Below are 16,333 nucleotides of genomic sequence, written 5' to 3'. Positions count from 1 at the left end.
CGCGGGGGAAATGGCCATGATCGACCTTCGGGGGATCAAATCTGCCTTCCATGCGTTATACTCCGCACCGTTGTGAAACGGCGCGCGGCTGCGTCCGCGCGTAGCGAAGGGAGAAGAACCGTGAAAGAACTCGATTGCATCGTTCCCGGTTGCCAGTGGCATACGCGTCACGACACCGAAGCTGAAATCATCCGGCGCGCCAGCGAACATCTGCGCGAGACCCATGGCGAAACCGAAATCCGCCCGCAGATGCTGGAGACCATCAAGGCCAATATCCAGCCGGAAAAAGGCAGGGCCGCCTAGACTAAAGGCTGGCAAGAAGCCTTTCGAAACAGCTATTTGCCCGCATTACGGGAATCAATTTGCGAACAGGTTGCTGCGGTTGTTCAACTTTCAGCCGCAGCTTCCCGCAGCTTCGACAAAAGCCCCGCCCGGTCGATGCTGAATCCCGATTGAACCCACTCTTCCTCCAGCCTGCGCTGGAGCTCGCCGACACGCGGCCCCTCCGGGATGCCGGCAGCGACGATATCGCCGCCCGTGATCGGCAGGCGCGGCCGCTCGTAGCGACCGGCCTGTGCCAGCAGCTTCGAAATATGCCCGGCGCGCATCAGGGCGCCATTGTCTTCCTCGGCCTTGGCCCGCGCCGAGGCGAGTTCCAGGCGCAGCCGGTCGGTCATGCCCTGGACGTCGCTGCGGTAGAGCCGCCTGGCGAAGCCCGCCTCCGATATTTCCGCCGCAGGCATCACCGTTTCGGCCCAGCGCAGCAGCCGGTCGCGTTCGCCATTGGCCAGTTTCAACCGCGTCGACAGGGCTTCCATGCGCGCGGCATCCGGCGGCACGATGCTTTCGAGCCGCAGCAGCGGATCGGCATGCCAGCCAAGGCCCTGCTCGGCCTTGACGAGGCCATGGATGGCATCGATGCCCCATTTTTCGCTTTCGGGCAGCACCGCCGTCAGCACGCCCGCCTGCCGCATCCACAGCAATGCGCGCGAAGGATCGGGCGCGGCGAGCAGCTTCTTCAGTTCGGACCAGATCCGCTCGGCGGAGAGCCGCGCCATGCCGTCCTTCAGCCGGGCGCAGGCTTTCAGCCCTTCGCTCTCCGGCCGTCCCTTGCCATACCAGGCGAAGAAGCGGAAGAAGCGCAATATCCGCAGATAATCCTCCTTGATCCGCTCTTCCGGATCGCCGATGAACCGCAGGACGCGGCCTTCGATATCGGCGACGCCGCCGACGAGATCGACGATCGTCCCGTCCGCATCGGCATAGAGCGCATTGATCGTGAAATCGCGCCGCCTGGCATCGCTATCCCAGTCGCGCCCGAAGGCGACCTGCGCATGCCGGCCATCCGTATCGATGTCGGAGCGCAGCGTCGTCACCTCATAGGGCCTGCCCTCGACGATGACGGTGATCGTGCCATGGTCGGAACCGGTATCGATGGCCCTGAACCCCGCCGCCAGCGCCCGCCGCTGCGTCTCCTCCGGCAGGCAGGTGGTGGCGATGTCGATATCGCCGACCTCCTCGGCCAGCAGCGTATTGCGCACGGCGCCGCCGACGATGCGTGCTTCCTCGCCCTCGGCGGCAAGCATGGCGAGCAATCTTTGCAGGCCGGGCTCATGCAGCCACGGCGCGCGGTCGGCGATGGAGAGGTTCGTGCTCAAGCGTATAATCTTTCATAAAGCGTGCGGATGATGCCGGCGGTGGCGCCCCAGATGAACCGGTCGCCGAACGGCATCGTATAATAGAAACGTTCCTTGTTTTGCCAGACGCGGCTCTCGCGGCGGTGATTTTCAGGGTTCATGAGGAAGGACAGCGGCACTTCGAAGGCATCCGCCACTTCCGCCTCGTTGAGCTCAAGCTGGAACGGCGGACGCACCAGGCCGAGCACCGGCGTGATCGAATAGCCGGTCGTGGTCAGGTATTTCGGCAGCCTGCCGATGATTTCGACGCGCGAACGTTCGAGGCCGATTTCCTCATGCGCCTCGCGCAGGGCCGCGACTTCCGGCACATGACCATCCTCGGGATCGATGACGCCGCCGGGAAAGGCCACCTGGCCGGAATGTTTGCGCATATTGGCGTTGCGCAGCGTCAGGATGACACTCGCCTCGTCGCCGCGATCGACCACCGGCACCAGCACCGCCGCGTCGCGCAGCGGATTTCCGCCGATCCTCGCATCGAGATCGGGATTGAGGACGTGATCGCCATATTCGCCCGCAAGATCCTCGTCGCCTTTCAGGGCGACGCGCGATGCAAAGGCCCGGGCCGAAAAGCCTTCATGCAATTGACTGAAATCGTTCATAGGCTCTGCATTTCCAGTTCGCCGGCCGGCATGATCGGGAAGACGGCGCCCGCCGAGCGCACGGCGAACATGGTTTTCCCGTCAATGTCGATCTCCTCGCCATGGCCGATCAGTTCATAGGTCACCGGGCGCGACAGCAGCGCCTCCAGCCTGCCGCGCACCCTGAGATAAGGCTTCAGCCCGCCATTGTCCTCGTCGACGACGAAGCGCAGCGGATGGTCGGCATCGGCCTCCACCACATCGCCGACATTGGTGCGGAAAGTCATCCTGCGGTCGTCGCCCGTACCGGCGACATTCATTTCCACGGCGAGGAAATGCGCGTCCGCCACGCGGATGCCGACCTTTTCCACCGGCGTTACGAGATAGGTCCTGCCATCCTCGTCCTTGCGCAACACGGTCGAGAACAGTCGCACCAGCGCCGGACGCCCGATCGGCGTTCCCATGTAGAACCACGTTCCGTCGGCGCTTATCTCCATGTCGATGTCGCCGCAGAATTCCGGATTCCACCGCTCCACCGGCGGCAGGCCCCTCGTCGTGGAGGCGGCGCGGGAGATCAGCGCCTCCAGCCCTCCGGCGTCTTTCGGTGTGCGTTCTGTGCTGGCCATCCTCGCTCCCTTTTTGTGGAGACGTCACGAAATAGTCACCGTTGGAATGCTTGTCAGCATGACATAGTGATTTACAGTCATTTATGTAAGAATCCGAGCAGATACCAGCGAAGAGGTGAATCCATGACCATGATCAAAACCGAGGTCGCGGCTGACCCGAAGGAAATGATCGCCGAGGCTGAGCGGACACTGGCCGAGATCGCCCAGGTCAAATCCGGCATAGGCACCGTGATTTTCGGCCAGGAAAGCGTCATCGAGCGCACGCTGGTCGCGCTTCTCGCCGGCGGCCACGCCCTGCTCGTCGGCGTCCCCGGCCTCGCCAAGACGAAGCTGGTGGAGACGCTCGGCACCGTGCTCGGCCTCGATGAGCGCCGTATCCAGTTCACGCCCGATCTCATGCCGTCCGATATTCTCGGCTCCGAGATCATGGAGCAGGACGACCATGGCAAGCGCTATTTCCGCTATGTGAAGGGCCCCGTCTTCGCCCAGCTGCTGATGGCGGACGAGATCAACCGCGCCTCGCCGCGCACCCAGTCGGCGCTGCTGCAGGCCATGCAGGAATATCACGTCACCATCGCCGGCGAGCGTTACGACCTGCCCTTGCCGTTCCATGTCCTCGCCACGCAGAACCCGCTGGAGCAGGAAGGCACCTATCCGCTGCCGGAAGCCCAGCTCGACCGCTTCCTGATGCAGATCGACATCCTCTATCCGGAACTCGACGCGGAGCGGCAGATCCTGCTCGCGACCACCGGCACCGGCGAAGCCAGGGCCGTGAAGGTCATCGACGCCGAGCGGCTGCGCGCCATGCAGAAGCTCATCCGCCGCATGCCCGTGCCGGAAGGCGTCGTCGATGCGATATTGACGCTGGTGCGCGCCGCCCGCCCCGGCGCCGACAATGACATTGCCCGCAAGTTCATCTCCTGGGGTCCCGGGCCGCGGGCCAGCCAGGCGCTGATGCTGTGCGCCCGTGCCCGCGCGCTCTATGACGGGCGGCTGGCGCCATCGGTCGACGATGTGAAGGCGCTCGCCGAACCGGTCTTGCAGCACCGCATGGCGCTGACCTTCGCCGCGCGGGCCGATGGCATGAATGTCCGCGACGTCATCGCAAACCTGACCAAGGCCGTCCTCTGATGGCAGCGATCGGCGAGCAGGTCCAACGCACCCGGAGCGGCGAGGCTCTTGCCCGCGCCCGCCAGCGGGCTGCGCTGCTGCCGGATCTGCTCGTCGAGGCACGCCGCATCCTCAATACGGTCAATACCGGCTGGCACGGCCGCCGCAAGAGCGGCGTCGGCGAGAGCTTCTGGCAATTCCGGCCCTATTCGGAGGGTGAAGCCGTCGCCCGCATCGACTGGCGCCGCTCCGCCCGCGACGACCGCACCTATATACGCGACCAGGAATGGGAGGCCGCGCATACGGTCTGGCTGTGGGCGGACCCATCGTCCTCGATGCTCTATCGATCCGAACTCGCGCCGGTGTCGAAGGAATCGCGCGCACTCGTGCTGGTCCTGGCGCTGGCCGAGCTGCTGTCGCGCAGCGGCGAGCGCATCGGCTTTCCGGGCGTCGTCGATCCCTTCTCGGCCCGCAATGGCGCCGAGCGCCTCGCCACGTCGCTTGCCCACGACCAAAATCTGAGCCCAAGGCCGGACCTTACCCGCATCCGCCGCTTTTCGGAGGTTGTCCTGGTCAGCGATTTTCTCGATCCGGTCGACGAGACCCTCGCCATGCTGGAGGCGATCGCCCATGCCGGGGCGCGGGCACATCTTGTCGAAATCCATGATCCTGCCGAGGAAGACTTTCCCTACAGGCGGCGGACGGAATTCGTCGACCCGGAAACCGGCACCGCCATCACTTTCGGCCGCGCGGAAGATTATGCGCAGGACTACCGCACGCTCTTCTATGCCCGGCGCGACGCCCTCAGTTCATTCTGCCGCCGCCTCGGCTGGAGCTATACGTTCAACCGGACCGACCGGCTGGCTTCCGACGCGCTTGTCAGCGTGCACATGAACATGACCGCCAGCGTCGGCTACAAGGGAAGCGCGGCATGAACGCCCTCCCCCTCGCCTTCGGCGCCCCGCTGATGCTGGCCGGGCTGCTGGCGCTGCCGGTCATCTGGTGGCTGCTGCGCGTCACGCCGCCGCGCCCGGTCACCGAGATATTCCCGCCGCTCAAGATCCTCGCCCAGCTGAAGCAGAAGGAAGAGACGCCGAACAAGAGCCCGTGGTGGATGACGCTGCTGCGGCTCATACTTGCGGCGCTCGTCATCCTGGCCTTGTCGGAACCGGTCTGGAACCCGCGCACCGAGGCGCTGACCGGCAGGGAGCCCATCGCCATCGTCATCGACAATGGCTGGTCCTCCAACGAAGACTGGGAACAGCGCAAGGAGACCGCCGAGCGGCTGATTGCCGACGCGGAAGCCTCCGGTGCGTTGATCTACCTGCTCGGGACCGCCGAGAAGACCAATATCGACGCCGGCCCCTTCGATGCCAGCACGGCGCTGGAGCGCCTGCAGGCCATGGCGGTCAGGCCCATTCCCGTCGATCGCAGCGCGGCCTTCCAGCGCCTTGCGACCATCGTCGGCGAAGCGCGCGGCACGCGTGTCGCCTATCTGACCGACGGCGTCGAGACGCCGGACGTCGCCCCGGCAGTCAAGGCGCTGGAGGGCACGGGGATCGCCTCGCTGCTCTGGTACCAGCCGCCGATTTCCCATCTCGTGGCGATCACCCAGGCGAACAACAACGCCAATGGCCTGACCGTCCGCGCGGTGCGCGCCAGCAATGACCGCTCGCAAAGCGCCATCACCATCGGCGCTTTCGACGAAAAGGGCCGGCGCATAGCGGAGACGGGCATGGTGTTCGGCGTCGACCAGACCGCCGGCGAAGCCACGATCACGGCGCCCTACGAGCTTCGCAACGATTTTCACAGCCTTCGTGTCGACGGCACGCAGCAGGCCGCCGCGACCTTCCTGATCGACGACAACAACAAGCGCCGCCGCGTGGCTCTGCTCTCGGGGTCCGACGCGGATATTTCGCAGCCGCTGCTTTCGCCGCTCTATTACATCTCCCGCGCGCTCGAGCCCTTCGCCGACCTGTTGCGGCCGCGCAATGCCGAGCTCGCCGCTGCCATTCCCGAACTTCTCGAACAGAAGCCCGCCGTCATCATCATGGCCGACATCGGCAAGCTGCCCGCCGAGATGGAGCGCAGCCTGACCGAATGGGTGGACAAGGGCGGCACGCTGATCCGCTTCGCCGGGCCGCGCCTCGCCGGCAGCAGCGATGGCGATCCGCTATTGCCGGTGACGCTGCGCAAGGGCGAACGTTCGCTCGGCGGCGCATTGTCCTGGAAGGAGGCGCAGCCCGTCGCCGCATTTCCGGGAAGCGGTCCCTTCGCCGGCCTGCCGACGCCGCAGGACGTGACGGTGACCCGGCAGGTGCTGGCTGAACCATCGGCCGATCTCTACGAGAAAAGCTGGGCCAATCTTGCCGACGGCACGCCGCTCGTCACCGGCGAGACACGCGGCAAGGGCCAGCTCGTCCTGTTCCACGTCACGCCGCAGGCCACTTGGTCGAACCTGCCGATCAGCGGCAGTTTCGTCGACATGCTGCATCGTATCGTCTCGCTTTCCGCCAGCACGGGTGCGGCGACGCCCGAGAACAACGCGCAGCAGTCGCGGGTGCTGCCGCCCTATCTCACGCTCGACGGTGCGGGTGTGCTGACGCCGCCGACCGGGGAAACGCGGCCGCTGGTGGAGCGCCCGGACGCGCGGGTCAGCTACGAGAACCCGCCCGGCTTCTATGGCGTTGCCGATGCGATGACGGCGCTCAACCTTTTCGATGCGTCCGGCGAGATCAAGGCGCTGTCCCGCCCCGAGATCGCCCTGCCTGTGACGACGGCGCCATATGCGGATGACGAATCCTTCGCATTGCGCGGGCCGCTGTTCTCGATCGCCGCGCTGCTTCTCGCCCTCGACGCCCTCGCCATGCTGTGGCTTGCGGGGCATCTGCGCCGCCGCCCGCGCATTCCGGCCGCCGCCGTCCTGCTGTTCCTCGTCATGTCCTCGGCGCTGCTCATGGCGCCGCCTGCCGCGCAGGCCCAGCAGAACGACAGCAAGCCCGGCGACCAGGCCATCCTCGACGCCATCAACGTCACCCATCTCGCCTATGTCATCACCGGAAATCGCGCGGTGGACGATATCAGCAAGGCCGGGCTGGCCGGACTTTCCAAGGCGCTGACCGACAATACGGCGCTGGAGCCCGGCGATCCGGTCGGCATCGATCCCGGACGCGACCAGCTCGCGGTGTTCCCGCTGATCTACTGGCCGCTCGATCCCTCCGCCCCGATGCCCTCGCGGGAGGCGATCGCCCGCATCGACGCCTATATGAAACAGGGTGGAACCGTGCTCTTCGACACGCGCGACCAGGACGCGGCGGCGATCAACTTCGAAAATTCCTCTACGCCGGCCAACCAGCGCCTGCGCGATATCCTTTCCGGCCTGAACATCCCGCCGCTGGAGCCGGTGCCGAGCGACCATGTCCTGACCAAATCCTTCTATATCCTGCAGGATTTCCCCGGCCGCTATCGCGGCAGCCCGCTCTGGGTCGAGGCTTCCACCGCCGGCGAACAGCGCGCCGACCGGCCGGTAAGGGTCGGCGACGGCGTATCGCCGATCATGATCACCGGCAATGATTTCGCCAGCGCCTGGGCCATCAATGCCGATGGAACGCCCATGCTGCCGACCATCCCCAATGATCCGGTGCAGCGGGTGCATGCCTTCCGGACCGGCATCAATATCGTCATGTACATGCTGACCGGCAATTACAAATCCGACCAGGTCCATGTGCCGGACCTCTTGCTGCGGCTGGGGAATTAGCCATGTATCTTTCCCTGGATTTCCAGCCTCTCGTCTCGAATGTCCTGCTGGCAGCCATTCTGCTGCCGTTGCTGGCGCTGACGCTGGCCGGACTCTACTTCCGCCAGCGCGGCAGCCTCATCCGCCTGCTGGCCGTCGCCGCCTTCGCCATCGCGCTGGTCAATCCGATCGTCATCAACGAGGAGCGCGAGCCGCTCAGGAGCGTCGTCGCCCTCGTCGCGGATCGCAGCCAGAGCCAGGAGCTCGGCGACCGCAGGACCGATACCGATGCGGCGCTGGCCGAGGTCAAGGCCGCGCTCGCCCGCCTGCCGCAATTCGAGGTGCGCACGGTCGAGACCGGCAACCAGGACGACGACGCCATGTCGACGCGGCTCTTTGCCGCCCTGAACGGCGCGTTTCGCGACGTGCCGCCGGCTCGGATCGGCGGCGCGATCATGATCACCGACGGGCAGGTCCACGACATTCCGCCGAACCTCGCCGGACTGGGCTTCAATGCGCCGCTGCATGGCCTGATCACCGGCCGGCCGGGCGAACTCGACAGGCGGGTCCAGTTCATCCGCGCGCCGCGTTTCGGCCTTACGGGCAAGCCGCAGGAAATGACCTACAAGGTCACCGGCGCCGGCGAACCGGCGGGCGGCCGCGCCCAGGTCAGCGTGCGCGTCAACGGCAATGAGGTGAACCGCGAGGAAGCGATCATCGGCGAGGAAATGCCGCTGCAGGTGACGCTGCCGCGCGCCGGCGTCAATATCGTCGAACTGATCGTCGAGGCCATTCCCGGCGAATTGACCGAGGTGAACAACCGCGCCGTGGCCATGGTCGACGGCATCCGCGAGAATCTGCGCGTGCTGCTCGTCTCGGGCGAACCGCATAATGGCGAGCGCACCTGGCGCGACCTGTTGAAATCCGATGCCTCGGTCGATCTCGTCCATTTCACCATCCTGCGTCCGCCGGAAAAGCAGGACGACACCCCCCTGCCCGAACTGGCGCTGATACAATTCCCGGTGCGCGAGCTTTTCGTCGAGAAGATCGACCAGTTCGACCTCATCATCTTCGACCGCTACCAGCACCGCGACGTGCTGCCGCTGCTCTATTACGACTACATTAATGATTACGTGCAGAAGGGCGGCGCGCTGCTGATCGCTGCCGGGCCGGAATATGCCAGCAACATGTCGATCGCCAATACGCCGCTGCTCTCCGTGCTGCCGGCGGTGCCGACCGGCAATATCGAGGAGAAGGCCTTCTATCCGCGCCTCAGCGACCTCGGCAAGCGGCATCCGGTGACGCGCGGTCTCGAAGGCAGCACGCAGGAGCCGCCCGCCTGGAGCCGCTGGTTCCGCGTCATCGACGTCAACCGCCCCGAGGGCCAGGTCGTCATGGATGCCGGCGACAAGCCGCTGCTCGTGCTCAACCGGCTCGGCGAAGGACGCGTCGGCATGTTCCTCTCCGACCAGGGCTGGCTCTGGGCGCGCGGCTTCGAAGGCGGCGGGCCCCATGCCGCCCTTTACCGGCGCATCGCCCATTGGCTGATGAAGGAGCCGGAACTCGAGGAAGAAGCCCTGACCGCCAAAGGCAGCGGCCGCAACCTCGAAATCCGCCGCCAGACCATGGCCAAGACGGCGGAGCCCGCGCGCGTCATCACGCCGACCGGCGAAAACCGTTCGATACCGCTGACGGAGACCGAACCCGGCGTCTTCACCGCCTCGGTCGCCATGAAGGATATCGGCCTCTATCAGATAGCCAGCGGCGACCTGACGACGCTCGCCCATGTCGGGCCGGTCGATGCGCCCGAATTTGCCGACAATGTCTCGACCGGCGCGAAGCTCGATCCGCTGGCGCAGCAGAGCGGCGGCGGAACGCGCCGGCTCCGCGACGCCGCCGACCGGCAGGCCATCGAAATTCCGAGCATCATCGCCTCGCGCGGTGCCGGCAGCGCCAGCGGCGACAATTGGATCGGCCTGCGCCCCACCAATGAAACCGTGCTGAAGAGCGTCGATCGCCTGCCGCTGTTCTCGGGCTTCCTCGGCCTTGCCGCGATGATCCTGGTGCTCGGCGGCATGTGGTATCGCGAGGGGCGCTGAGCGCTGTCAGCAAGCCTCGGCGAAATCCGCATGCCTGACCCTGCCCTGCACGCCCTGCAGGGCCAGCGGCAGCAGTTCGCAGGCGAGGAAGCGCTCCGGGTCGACCGGGGCCGGCATCTCGATCTGGTGGCCCTTGATCGGGCGGAAGCCGAATGGCGCATAATAGGGCTCGTCGCCGACGAGAATGACGAGCTTGTGGCCGGCGGTCCGCGCCGCCTCCATGCTCATCCGCATCAGCGCGGCGCCGATGCCCTGCTTCTTCCATGCCGGCCGCACGGCCAGCGGACCGAGCAGCATTGCCGGCGTTTCGCCGATTAGCACCGGCGTCAGCCGCACCGAGCCGACCACATGGATACCGTTGAGCGCCACGAAGGACAGCGCCCTGTCATGCGGCCCGCCCTCGCGTATGCGATAGGCCGCGCGGGTGAAACGGCCGGGCCCGAAGGCTTCCCGGTTGATTTCCTCGATGGCAGCATCATGCACCGGCTCTTCCGGCACATAGGTTACGACATGGCTCAACATGCTTGGATTCTTCTTATGGAGTTCGGCTGCGCCTTCCAGCAAGGAAGGCAATCGGGAAGTGTCCGCCGCCTTTCCGGCGCGGGTCAGGTTCATCGTCGGATGAACAGGCTTCCTGTCAAAATCTTCTCCATTTTTTCCGCCTAGCATCAAAAACGGCCGAGGTAAACCGGAAAATCGCCGCCGCATCGGCGAATGGTGACGCATTGTTCACCCCATGCGCCTCGCCAAAGCCGGCGGCAGTCCCTATTGATTGGGGCAGGCAGGAATAGGAGATACCGGCAATGGGTGTTCTGGTCGACGGCGTCTGGCATGATCAATGGTACGACACCAAATCGAGCGGCGGCAGGTTCATCCGCTCGCAATCGCAGTTCCGCAACTGGATCACCGCCGATGGCAGCCCCGGCCCGAGCGGCAGCGGCGGTTTCGAGCCGGAGCCCGGCCGCTACCATCTCTACGTGTCCTATGCCTGCCCCTGGGCGCACCGCACATTGATCTTCCGGGCGCTGAAAGGCCTCGAGGAACAGGTTTCCTTCTCCGTCGTCGATCATTTCATGGGCGCCGATGGCTGGACTTTCCGCATCCGCGACGGCGCCACCGGCGATCATCTTTTCGGCTATGACTATCTGCACCAGGTCTATACGCGCGCCGATGCCGGCTATTCCGGCCGCGTCACCGTGCCGGTGCTCTGGGACAAGAAGCGCGACACGATCGTCTCCAATGAATCGGCCGAGATCATCCGCATGTTCAATTCGGCCTTCGGCGACAACGGCTCGCCGGATTTCTACCCCGCCGAACTGCGCAGCCAGATCGACGAGATCAACGCCATCATCTATCCGAACATCAATAATGGCGTCTATCGCGCCGGGTTCGCCACCACGCAGGAGGCCTATGAGGAGGCGTTCACGCAGCTGTTCTCGACATTGGACGAAGTCGAGGCGCGGCTCTCCGGCCAGCGCTATCTCGTCGGCGACAGGCTGACGGAGGCCGACTGGCGGCTCTTCACCACATTGCTGCGCTTCGATCCGGTCTATGTCGGCCATTTCAAATGCAACAGGCAGCGCATCGCCGACTATCCCAATCTGTCGAATTATCTGCGCGATCTCCACCAGGTCGAGGGCGTCGCCCCGACGGTGAACATGCTTCACATCAAGGCCCATTATTACGGCAGCCACAGGACCATAAACCCGACGGGCATCATCCCGCTCGGCCCCGATATCGACAATGGCGCGCCGCATGATCGCGGGCGGTTCGCGGCCCGCAGCTAGGCCTACCAGACCAGCGGTATCTCCTTGCCCTCGAAGATTTCCGCCAGACGCTGGCGCGTTGCCGGCGTCGTCCCCTCCGGCAGGGCGCCGAGCGGGAAGAACGCCGCCTCGGCGATCTCGCGGTTCGGCACGAAGGGCGCCGCCTGCCGGAACGAGCGGCAGACATAGAGCGCGACATGATCGCGGCGCGAGGCGTGGGCGTTCTGGTAGATCGCGAACAGGTGCGCCCGGCCGGTGAGTTCGACGCTGCTTTCCTCGAGGATCTCGCGCGCCAGCGTGTCTTCCAGCGTATCGCCGGTCTCGACGCCGCCGCCGGGAAACTGCCAGCCGGGCACGTAGGTATGGCGAATGAGGAGAACGGAATTCTCGGCCTCGTCGAAGACCACGCCGCGCGCGCCGAGCGTCATCGGCCGGCGCATGAGGAAATAGGTGTGGAACAGGCGGTGCCGCCATCTGCGCCGATTATCCGCCATGGAACATCCATCGTCTGCGGCACGTCATGAAGCCGGCCCAAAAAAGATTCTGCCCGTCAGTCTAACCGCTTCGGCGTTGTTTGAAACCCCGGCCTCCCTCCCATGGCCCACGTGGTGGGATAGATTTTCGGCCTCAAAAAATATTTCTCCCTGCAAGCCACTGATTTCGCTCATTCTTCCCCCCGGCACGCAAAAAAACTTATCCCCCCTGTTTGAAGCCGGGGTATTCTGTGCAGGTCCTTTCCAGTGGGGGAGCAGCTTCCGGTGCTGTTTCGATTGCTGGGGAAGGATGGCGTTGCCGGATGGTCGGAAGTGACAACCCCGATTGACCGGCAAACTGCAGAAGGAAACGGAGGTGGCGCTTCGTTTTCCGGGTTGTTGCGTCTGACAAGCGTGACAATGGCAGGCAAAGACGTCGCGGGCGGTCTTCGGACCTCGACCCTGATACCATACTGACGCGCTGAAGACCGCCCGTCTCCCCCCATTTCAATGACCAGACGCGATTTCGCGGGCGTGGTGCGGATTTTCCGTATTTAATCCCTGCATCACACCAAGTTCTCTCATGCTGAGCCCCCACCTCCCTCATGCTGCGCCAACCTCCCTCATGCTGAGCTTGTCGAAGCACGCGGTACAGTACCTGCCATTGCCCCAGAGACCGGCAGCGACGGCCCCGCCCGTGCGACTGTTCTGTCACTGGATTTCGAGCCGATAAATCCCTAATGCTAATTCGATGTTCCGTCTCGCCCACATCTCCGACATACACCTGTCGCCACTGCCATCGCTGACGCTGCGCGAGCTGATTTCAAAGCGCATTACCGGCTATATCAACTGGCGCTCCAACCGGCGGGAGGCGATGGCCGGCGGCGCGCTCGACATGGTGATTGCCGATCTCAAGGCCAATGCGCCGGATCACATTGCCGTGACCGGCGATCTCGTCAATCTGGCGCTGGACGAGGAGCTGGAAACGGCGCGGGCCTGGCTGAAGACGCTCGGCGATCCGGACGATGTCTCGGTCGTCCCCGGCAATCACGACGCCTATGTGCCCGGCGCGCTGAAGAAGACGCGGCTGTTCTGGGAAGCATGGATGCGCGGCGACCGCCAGAGCGCCGAGAAAAGCCCGGTGGAATTTCCCTATCTGCGGGTGCGCGGCGACGTCGCGCTCATCGGCGTCTCATCGGCGCGCGCCACGGCGCCCTTCATGGCAACGGGCGACATCCGCAGCAAGCAGGCGCAGAAGCTGGGCGAGATTCTGGCGGAGACGGGCCGGCGCGGCCTGTTCCGCGTCGTGATGATCCACCACCCGCCGGTCCGCGGCGCTGCGCCCTCGCACAAGCGCCTGCTCGGCATCGGGCTTTTCCAGCGCACGGTGCGCGAGCACGGGGCCGAACTCGTGCTGCACGGCCATACCCACCTTTCCACCATCTACCAGATAGGCGGGCCCGACTGGTCGATACCGGTGGTCTGCGTGCCATCCGCCAGCCAGGGCTTCGCCAGCAGCCACAAGCCGGCCGGCGCGTTCAATCTCTTCAGCATCGCGCGGACCAATGCCGGCTGGACATGCCGCATGACGGAGCGCGGCATCGTCGATGCGCAGATGACCATCCGCACGATCCGCGAACATGAGCTGACCGTCGGCGCGCAACTGGCGCGGACATATTAGTCACTGGACCAGACCGGCGAGGCTGGCGAAGCGCTCCCGGAACAACAGCACCAGTGCCGCCGCACCGGCCGAAGCGCCGATCAGGAACCAGAACAGGGCAGTGAAGAAGGCGCTGAGGCGCGACCGCTGCCGAGCGCTGCCGGCCGGCACCGTGACCGCCACCGGCGCGCCGGGCGCTTCCCTCGCTTCCTTGACGGGCCTGGCATCGACAAGGGCGCTGCGCCGCCCCTCCATCAGATAGCGCCGCTCGACGATGCGCTCGGCGATGTAATTGGTGACGGCATCGGCCATGGCGCGGATATCGACCGTTTCGGCGACGACGATGCGCCCGGCCCGCGTGTCGCGCAGGAACCGGTAGGTGCGCCGGTCACGGGCGATGACCACATGCGAGGTCGCATCGATCCACAGGCGCGGCTGCTGGCCCTTCGAGATGGCGAAATCCCATTGCTGGTCGTCCTCCGGCACGTCGTCGAACACCGGCTGCAGATCCTGCGCCAGCAGCTCTATCCGGGCAAGATCGGCCTCGCGCGCATCGCTGGCAAAATCCCCCCTGTCAGCCATGGCGATCTGCGCGCCGCGAACTGCTTCTGCAAGGCTGAGCCGACTTTTGGGGTTGGAATTCTCTTGCATCTTACTTTCAGAAAAAGCGCTCGCGCGGGACATCCGGAACCGCGTGAGCGTAGCAATCCTGCCCGTTCAATGCACCTGAAACTTGGCGGAATTCGGCCTATCCTTTGGTGTAACAGGGCCTTTGCTCTAATTCATTAGGCGCGAAGACCGGGAGGCGAAACACCTCCCGATCCATCTTGTTCGCGACCCGAATCTAGCGCGAGGCGAGGATGCGGTTCGCGGCGGAGACGATGCCTTCGAGCGAGGCGGTCACGATGTTCTTGTTGATGCCGGCGCCGAAGATTTTCCCGCCCGGATGCTCGATCTCCATATAGCTGATGGCGGCGGCGTCCGAACCATGCTGGAGCGAATGTTCCGAATAATTGACCACCGACAGCCGGAAGCCGAGATAATGCGACAGCGCATCGATGAAACCATCGACCGGCCCGGTGCCCCTGCCCTCGATGCGCTTCGTCTCGCCGCCGTCGGTGATCTCGGCGGAGAGGATGCGCATGCCCTTGTGCTCAGTATCCGGATAGGTGTGGTGATCGACGAATTTGAGGCGGCCGCCCGGCTGCTCGACATAAAGCTCCTGGAAGCGCTCGTAGATCCGTCGCGAAGGCATCTCCTTGCCTTCCTCGTCGGTGATCGCCTGGATATCCCCGCGGAACTCCACCTGCATGCCGCGCGGCAGGTTGAGGCCGTAATCCGCCTGCAGGATATAGGCGATGCCGCCCTTGCCCGACTGCGAATTGATGCGGATGATCGCCTCATAGCTGCGGCCGACATCCTGCGGATCGATCGGCAGGTAGGGCACTTCCCACAGCGGCTTGTTGGCCTGCTTGATCGCCTTCATGCCCTTGTTGATCGCATCCTGGTGCGAGCCGGAGAAAGCCGTATAGACGAGTTCGCCGACATAGGGATGCCGCTCGGGTATCACCAGCTGGTTGGAATATTCGTAGACTTCCTTCATCCGGTTGATGTCGGAGCAGTCGATGCCGGGATCGACGCCTTGCGTGAACATGTTCAGCGCCAGCGTGACGATATCGACATTGCCCGTGCGCTCGCCATTGCCGAACAGCGTGCCCTCGACCCTGTCGGCGCCGGCCATCAGCCCGAGTTCAGTCGCCGCGATGCCGGTGCCGCGATCATTGTGCGGGTGCAGCGACACGATCAGGTTTTCGCGATTGTCGAGCTGCCTGCACATCCACTCGATGCGGTCCGCATAGATGTTGGGCGTCGACATTTCCACCGTCGAAGGCAGGTTGATGATCAGCTTGTTGTCGGGGGTCGGCCTGACGATCTCGCTGACGGCATTGCAGATGTCGAGCGCGACTTCGAGTTCGGTACCGGTGAAGCTCTCGGGCGAATATTCGAAGCGGTAGCCGCCGCCGGCCTTCGCCGCCATGTCGGTGATCATCTTGGCCGCATCGGTGGCTATGGCCTTGATGCCGCCGACATCCTTGTTGAACACCACCCGGCGCTGCAATTCGCTGGTGGAATTGTAGAAATGCACGATCGGCCGGTTGGCGCCCTCCAATGCCTCGAAGGTGCGCGCGATCAGCTCCGGCCGGCACTGGACCAGGACCTGCAGCGACAGGTCGTCCGGCACATTGCCCTCCTCCACGCACCAGCGGCAGAAATCGAAATCGGTCTGCGAGGCGGAGGGAAAGCCGATCTCGATCTCCTTGAAGCCCATGTCGAGCAGCAGCGCGAACATGCGCACCTTGCGGTCGTGGCCCATGGGATCGACCAGCGCCTGGTTGCCGTCGCGCAGGTCGACGGAACACCAGATCGGCGCGGTTTCAATGCGTTTCGACGGCCATTGGCGGTCTCTCATGTCGACGAGCGGATAGGCTTCGTATTTCTGCGCCGCGCTCGGCATGCCCTTGTTTGCTGATTGGTTGATCATGTCGGTCATCTGCTTCTCGTTTCCAGCCCGATGCGCCTGGTGGCAG

Annotated in this window: 14 protein-coding genes; 7 read left to right on the top strand and 7 right to left on the bottom strand. The window is 64.7% G+C overall.

The genetic code is table 11. The annotated features are described in order from the left end of the window. Positions 1–120 precede the first annotated feature (120 nt). Positions 121–303 (top strand): DUF1059 domain-containing protein, encoded by a 183-nt coding sequence (locus tag M8997_RS01270; RefSeq protein ID WP_250019610.1) that lies wholly within the window; start codon positions 121–123, stop codon positions 301–303. 83 nt (positions 304–386) lie between these two features. Here the strand turns inward: M8997_RS01270 and M8997_RS01265 are convergent, their stop codons facing one another. The 3 genes from M8997_RS01265 to M8997_RS01255 are packed head-to-tail and all read right to left on the bottom strand — an operon-like array spanning position 387 to position 2,901. Beyond that, on the bottom strand, positions 387–1,658 hold the full coding sequence (locus M8997_RS01265; protein ID WP_250019609.1) for a CCA tRNA nucleotidyltransferase: 1,272 nt from the start codon (positions 1,656–1,658) through the stop codon (positions 387–389). Next, complete coding sequence (locus M8997_RS01260; RefSeq protein ID WP_250019608.1) at positions 1,655–2,296, bottom strand: CoA pyrophosphatase; 642 nt, start codon at positions 2,294–2,296, stop codon at positions 1,655–1,657. Before M8997_RS01260 ends, M8997_RS01265 begins: the two co-directional genes overlap by 4 nt. Continuing rightward, positions 2,293–2,901 (bottom strand): DUF1285 domain-containing protein, encoded by a 609-nt coding sequence (locus M8997_RS01255; RefSeq protein WP_250019607.1) that lies wholly within the window; start codon positions 2,899–2,901, stop codon positions 2,293–2,295. Before M8997_RS01255 ends, M8997_RS01260 begins: the two co-directional genes overlap by 4 nt. A gap of 123 nt (positions 2,902–3,024) precedes the next feature. Between M8997_RS01255 and M8997_RS01250 the strand changes: the two genes are divergently transcribed. From M8997_RS01250 to M8997_RS01235, 4 genes are read left to right on the top strand one after another with little or no spacing between them, the layout of a single operon-like run. Beyond that, complete coding sequence (locus M8997_RS01250; RefSeq protein WP_250019606.1) at positions 3,025–4,032, top strand: MoxR family ATPase; 1,008 nt, start codon at positions 3,025–3,027, stop codon at positions 4,030–4,032. Then, entirely contained in the window at positions 4,032–4,946 is a 915-nt protein-coding gene (locus M8997_RS01245) for a DUF58 domain-containing protein (RefSeq protein ID WP_250019605.1), read from the top strand. The genes M8997_RS01250 and M8997_RS01245 overlap by 1 nt, the downstream gene beginning before the upstream one ends. Beyond that, the gene (locus M8997_RS01240; protein ID WP_250019604.1) at positions 4,943–7,768 is read left to right on the top strand and encodes a DUF4159 domain-containing protein; all 2,826 of its coding nucleotides are present in this window, start codon (positions 4,943–4,945) and stop codon (positions 7,766–7,768) included. The genes M8997_RS01245 and M8997_RS01240 overlap by 4 nt, the downstream gene beginning before the upstream one ends. A 2-nt stretch (positions 7,769–7,770) precedes the next feature. Next, positions 7,771–9,846 (top strand): hypothetical protein, encoded by a 2,076-nt coding sequence (locus M8997_RS01235; RefSeq protein ID WP_250019603.1) that lies wholly within the window; start codon positions 7,771–7,773, stop codon positions 9,844–9,846. A 6-nt stretch (positions 9,847–9,852) separates the two neighbouring features. On the opposite strand, the gene M8997_RS01230 is transcribed toward M8997_RS01235, so the two are convergent. After that, complete coding sequence (locus M8997_RS01230; protein ID WP_250019602.1) at positions 9,853–10,368, bottom strand: GNAT family N-acetyltransferase; 516 nt, start codon at positions 10,366–10,368, stop codon at positions 9,853–9,855. Positions 10,369–10,649: 281 nt separating this feature from the next. Here M8997_RS01230 and M8997_RS01225 point away from each other — a divergent pair, with 281 nt between their 5' ends. Beyond that, positions 10,650–11,633, top strand: coding sequence for a glutathione S-transferase family protein (locus M8997_RS01225; RefSeq protein ID WP_250019601.1), 984 nt, complete (start codon positions 10,650–10,652; stop codon positions 11,631–11,633). Between the two features lie 2 nt (positions 11,634–11,635). Here M8997_RS01225 and M8997_RS01220 read toward each other — a convergent pair whose 3' ends face one another. After that, the gene (locus M8997_RS01220) at positions 11,636–12,106 is read right to left on the bottom strand and encodes an NUDIX domain-containing protein (protein WP_250019600.1); all 471 of its coding nucleotides are present in this window, start codon (positions 12,104–12,106) and stop codon (positions 11,636–11,638) included. A gap of 730 nt (positions 12,107–12,836) precedes the next feature. Here M8997_RS01220 and M8997_RS01215 point away from each other — a divergent pair. Next, entirely contained in the window at positions 12,837–13,766 is a 930-nt protein-coding gene (locus tag M8997_RS01215) for a metallophosphoesterase (RefSeq protein WP_250018563.1), read from the top strand. Here the strand turns inward: M8997_RS01215 and M8997_RS01210 are convergent, their stop codons facing one another. After that, on the bottom strand, positions 13,767–14,327 hold the full coding sequence (locus tag M8997_RS01210; RefSeq protein ID WP_250018562.1) for a hypothetical protein: 561 nt from the start codon (positions 14,325–14,327) through the stop codon (positions 13,767–13,769). A gap of 262 nt (positions 14,328–14,589) precedes the next feature. Continuing rightward, on the bottom strand, positions 14,590–16,287 hold the full coding sequence (gene leuA / locus M8997_RS01205; RefSeq protein WP_250018561.1) for a 2-isopropylmalate synthase: 1,698 nt from the start codon (positions 16,285–16,287) through the stop codon (positions 14,590–14,592). Positions 16,288–16,333 lie beyond the last annotated feature (46 nt).

Origin of the sequence: Phyllobacterium sp. 21LDTY02-6, from assembly GCF_023554255.2 — a bacterium.
In the GTDB taxonomy this organism is placed as follows: domain Bacteria; phylum Pseudomonadota; class Alphaproteobacteria; order Rhizobiales; family Rhizobiaceae; genus Phyllobacterium.
The sequence above is the reverse complement of the archived record's forward strand: the minus strand, read 5'-3'. Positions and strand labels throughout refer to the sequence as shown.

Bases quoted from the DNA above. Each gene is read 5' to 3' on its own strand.
- M8997_RS01225 (WP_250019601.1), top strand. From the start codon at position 10,650: ATGGGTGTTCTGGTCGACGGCGTCTGGCATGATCAATGGTACGACACC.
- M8997_RS01240 (WP_250019604.1), top strand. From the start codon at position 4,943: ATGAACGCCCTCCCCCTCGCCTTCGGCGCCCCGCTGATGCTGGCCGGG.
- M8997_RS01260 (WP_250019608.1), bottom strand. From the start codon at position 2,296: ATGAACGATTTCAGTCAATTGCATGAAGGCTTTTCGGCCCGGGCCTTT.
- M8997_RS01210 (WP_250018562.1), bottom strand. From the start codon at position 14,327: ATGGCTGACAGGGGGGATTTTGCCAGCGATGCGCGCGAGGCCGATCTT.
- leuA (WP_250018561.1), bottom strand. From the start codon at position 16,287: ATGATCAACCAATCAGCAAACAAGGGCATGCCGAGCGCGGCGCAGAAA.
- M8997_RS01235 (WP_250019603.1), top strand. From the start codon at position 7,771: ATGTATCTTTCCCTGGATTTCCAGCCTCTCGTCTCGAATGTCCTGCTG.
- M8997_RS01250 (WP_250019606.1), top strand. From the start codon at position 3,025: ATGACCATGATCAAAACCGAGGTCGCGGCTGACCCGAAGGAAATGATC.
- M8997_RS01215 (WP_250018563.1), top strand. From the start codon at position 12,837: ATGTTCCGTCTCGCCCACATCTCCGACATACACCTGTCGCCACTGCCA.
- M8997_RS01220 (WP_250019600.1), bottom strand. From the start codon at position 12,106: ATGGCGGATAATCGGCGCAGATGGCGGCACCGCCTGTTCCACACCTAT.
- M8997_RS01255 (WP_250019607.1), bottom strand. From the start codon at position 2,901: ATGGCCAGCACAGAACGCACACCGAAAGACGCCGGAGGGCTGGAGGCG.
- M8997_RS01245 (WP_250019605.1), top strand. From the start codon at position 4,032: ATGGCAGCGATCGGCGAGCAGGTCCAACGCACCCGGAGCGGCGAGGCT.
- M8997_RS01230 (WP_250019602.1), bottom strand. From the start codon at position 10,368: ATGTTGAGCCATGTCGTAACCTATGTGCCGGAAGAGCCGGTGCATGAT.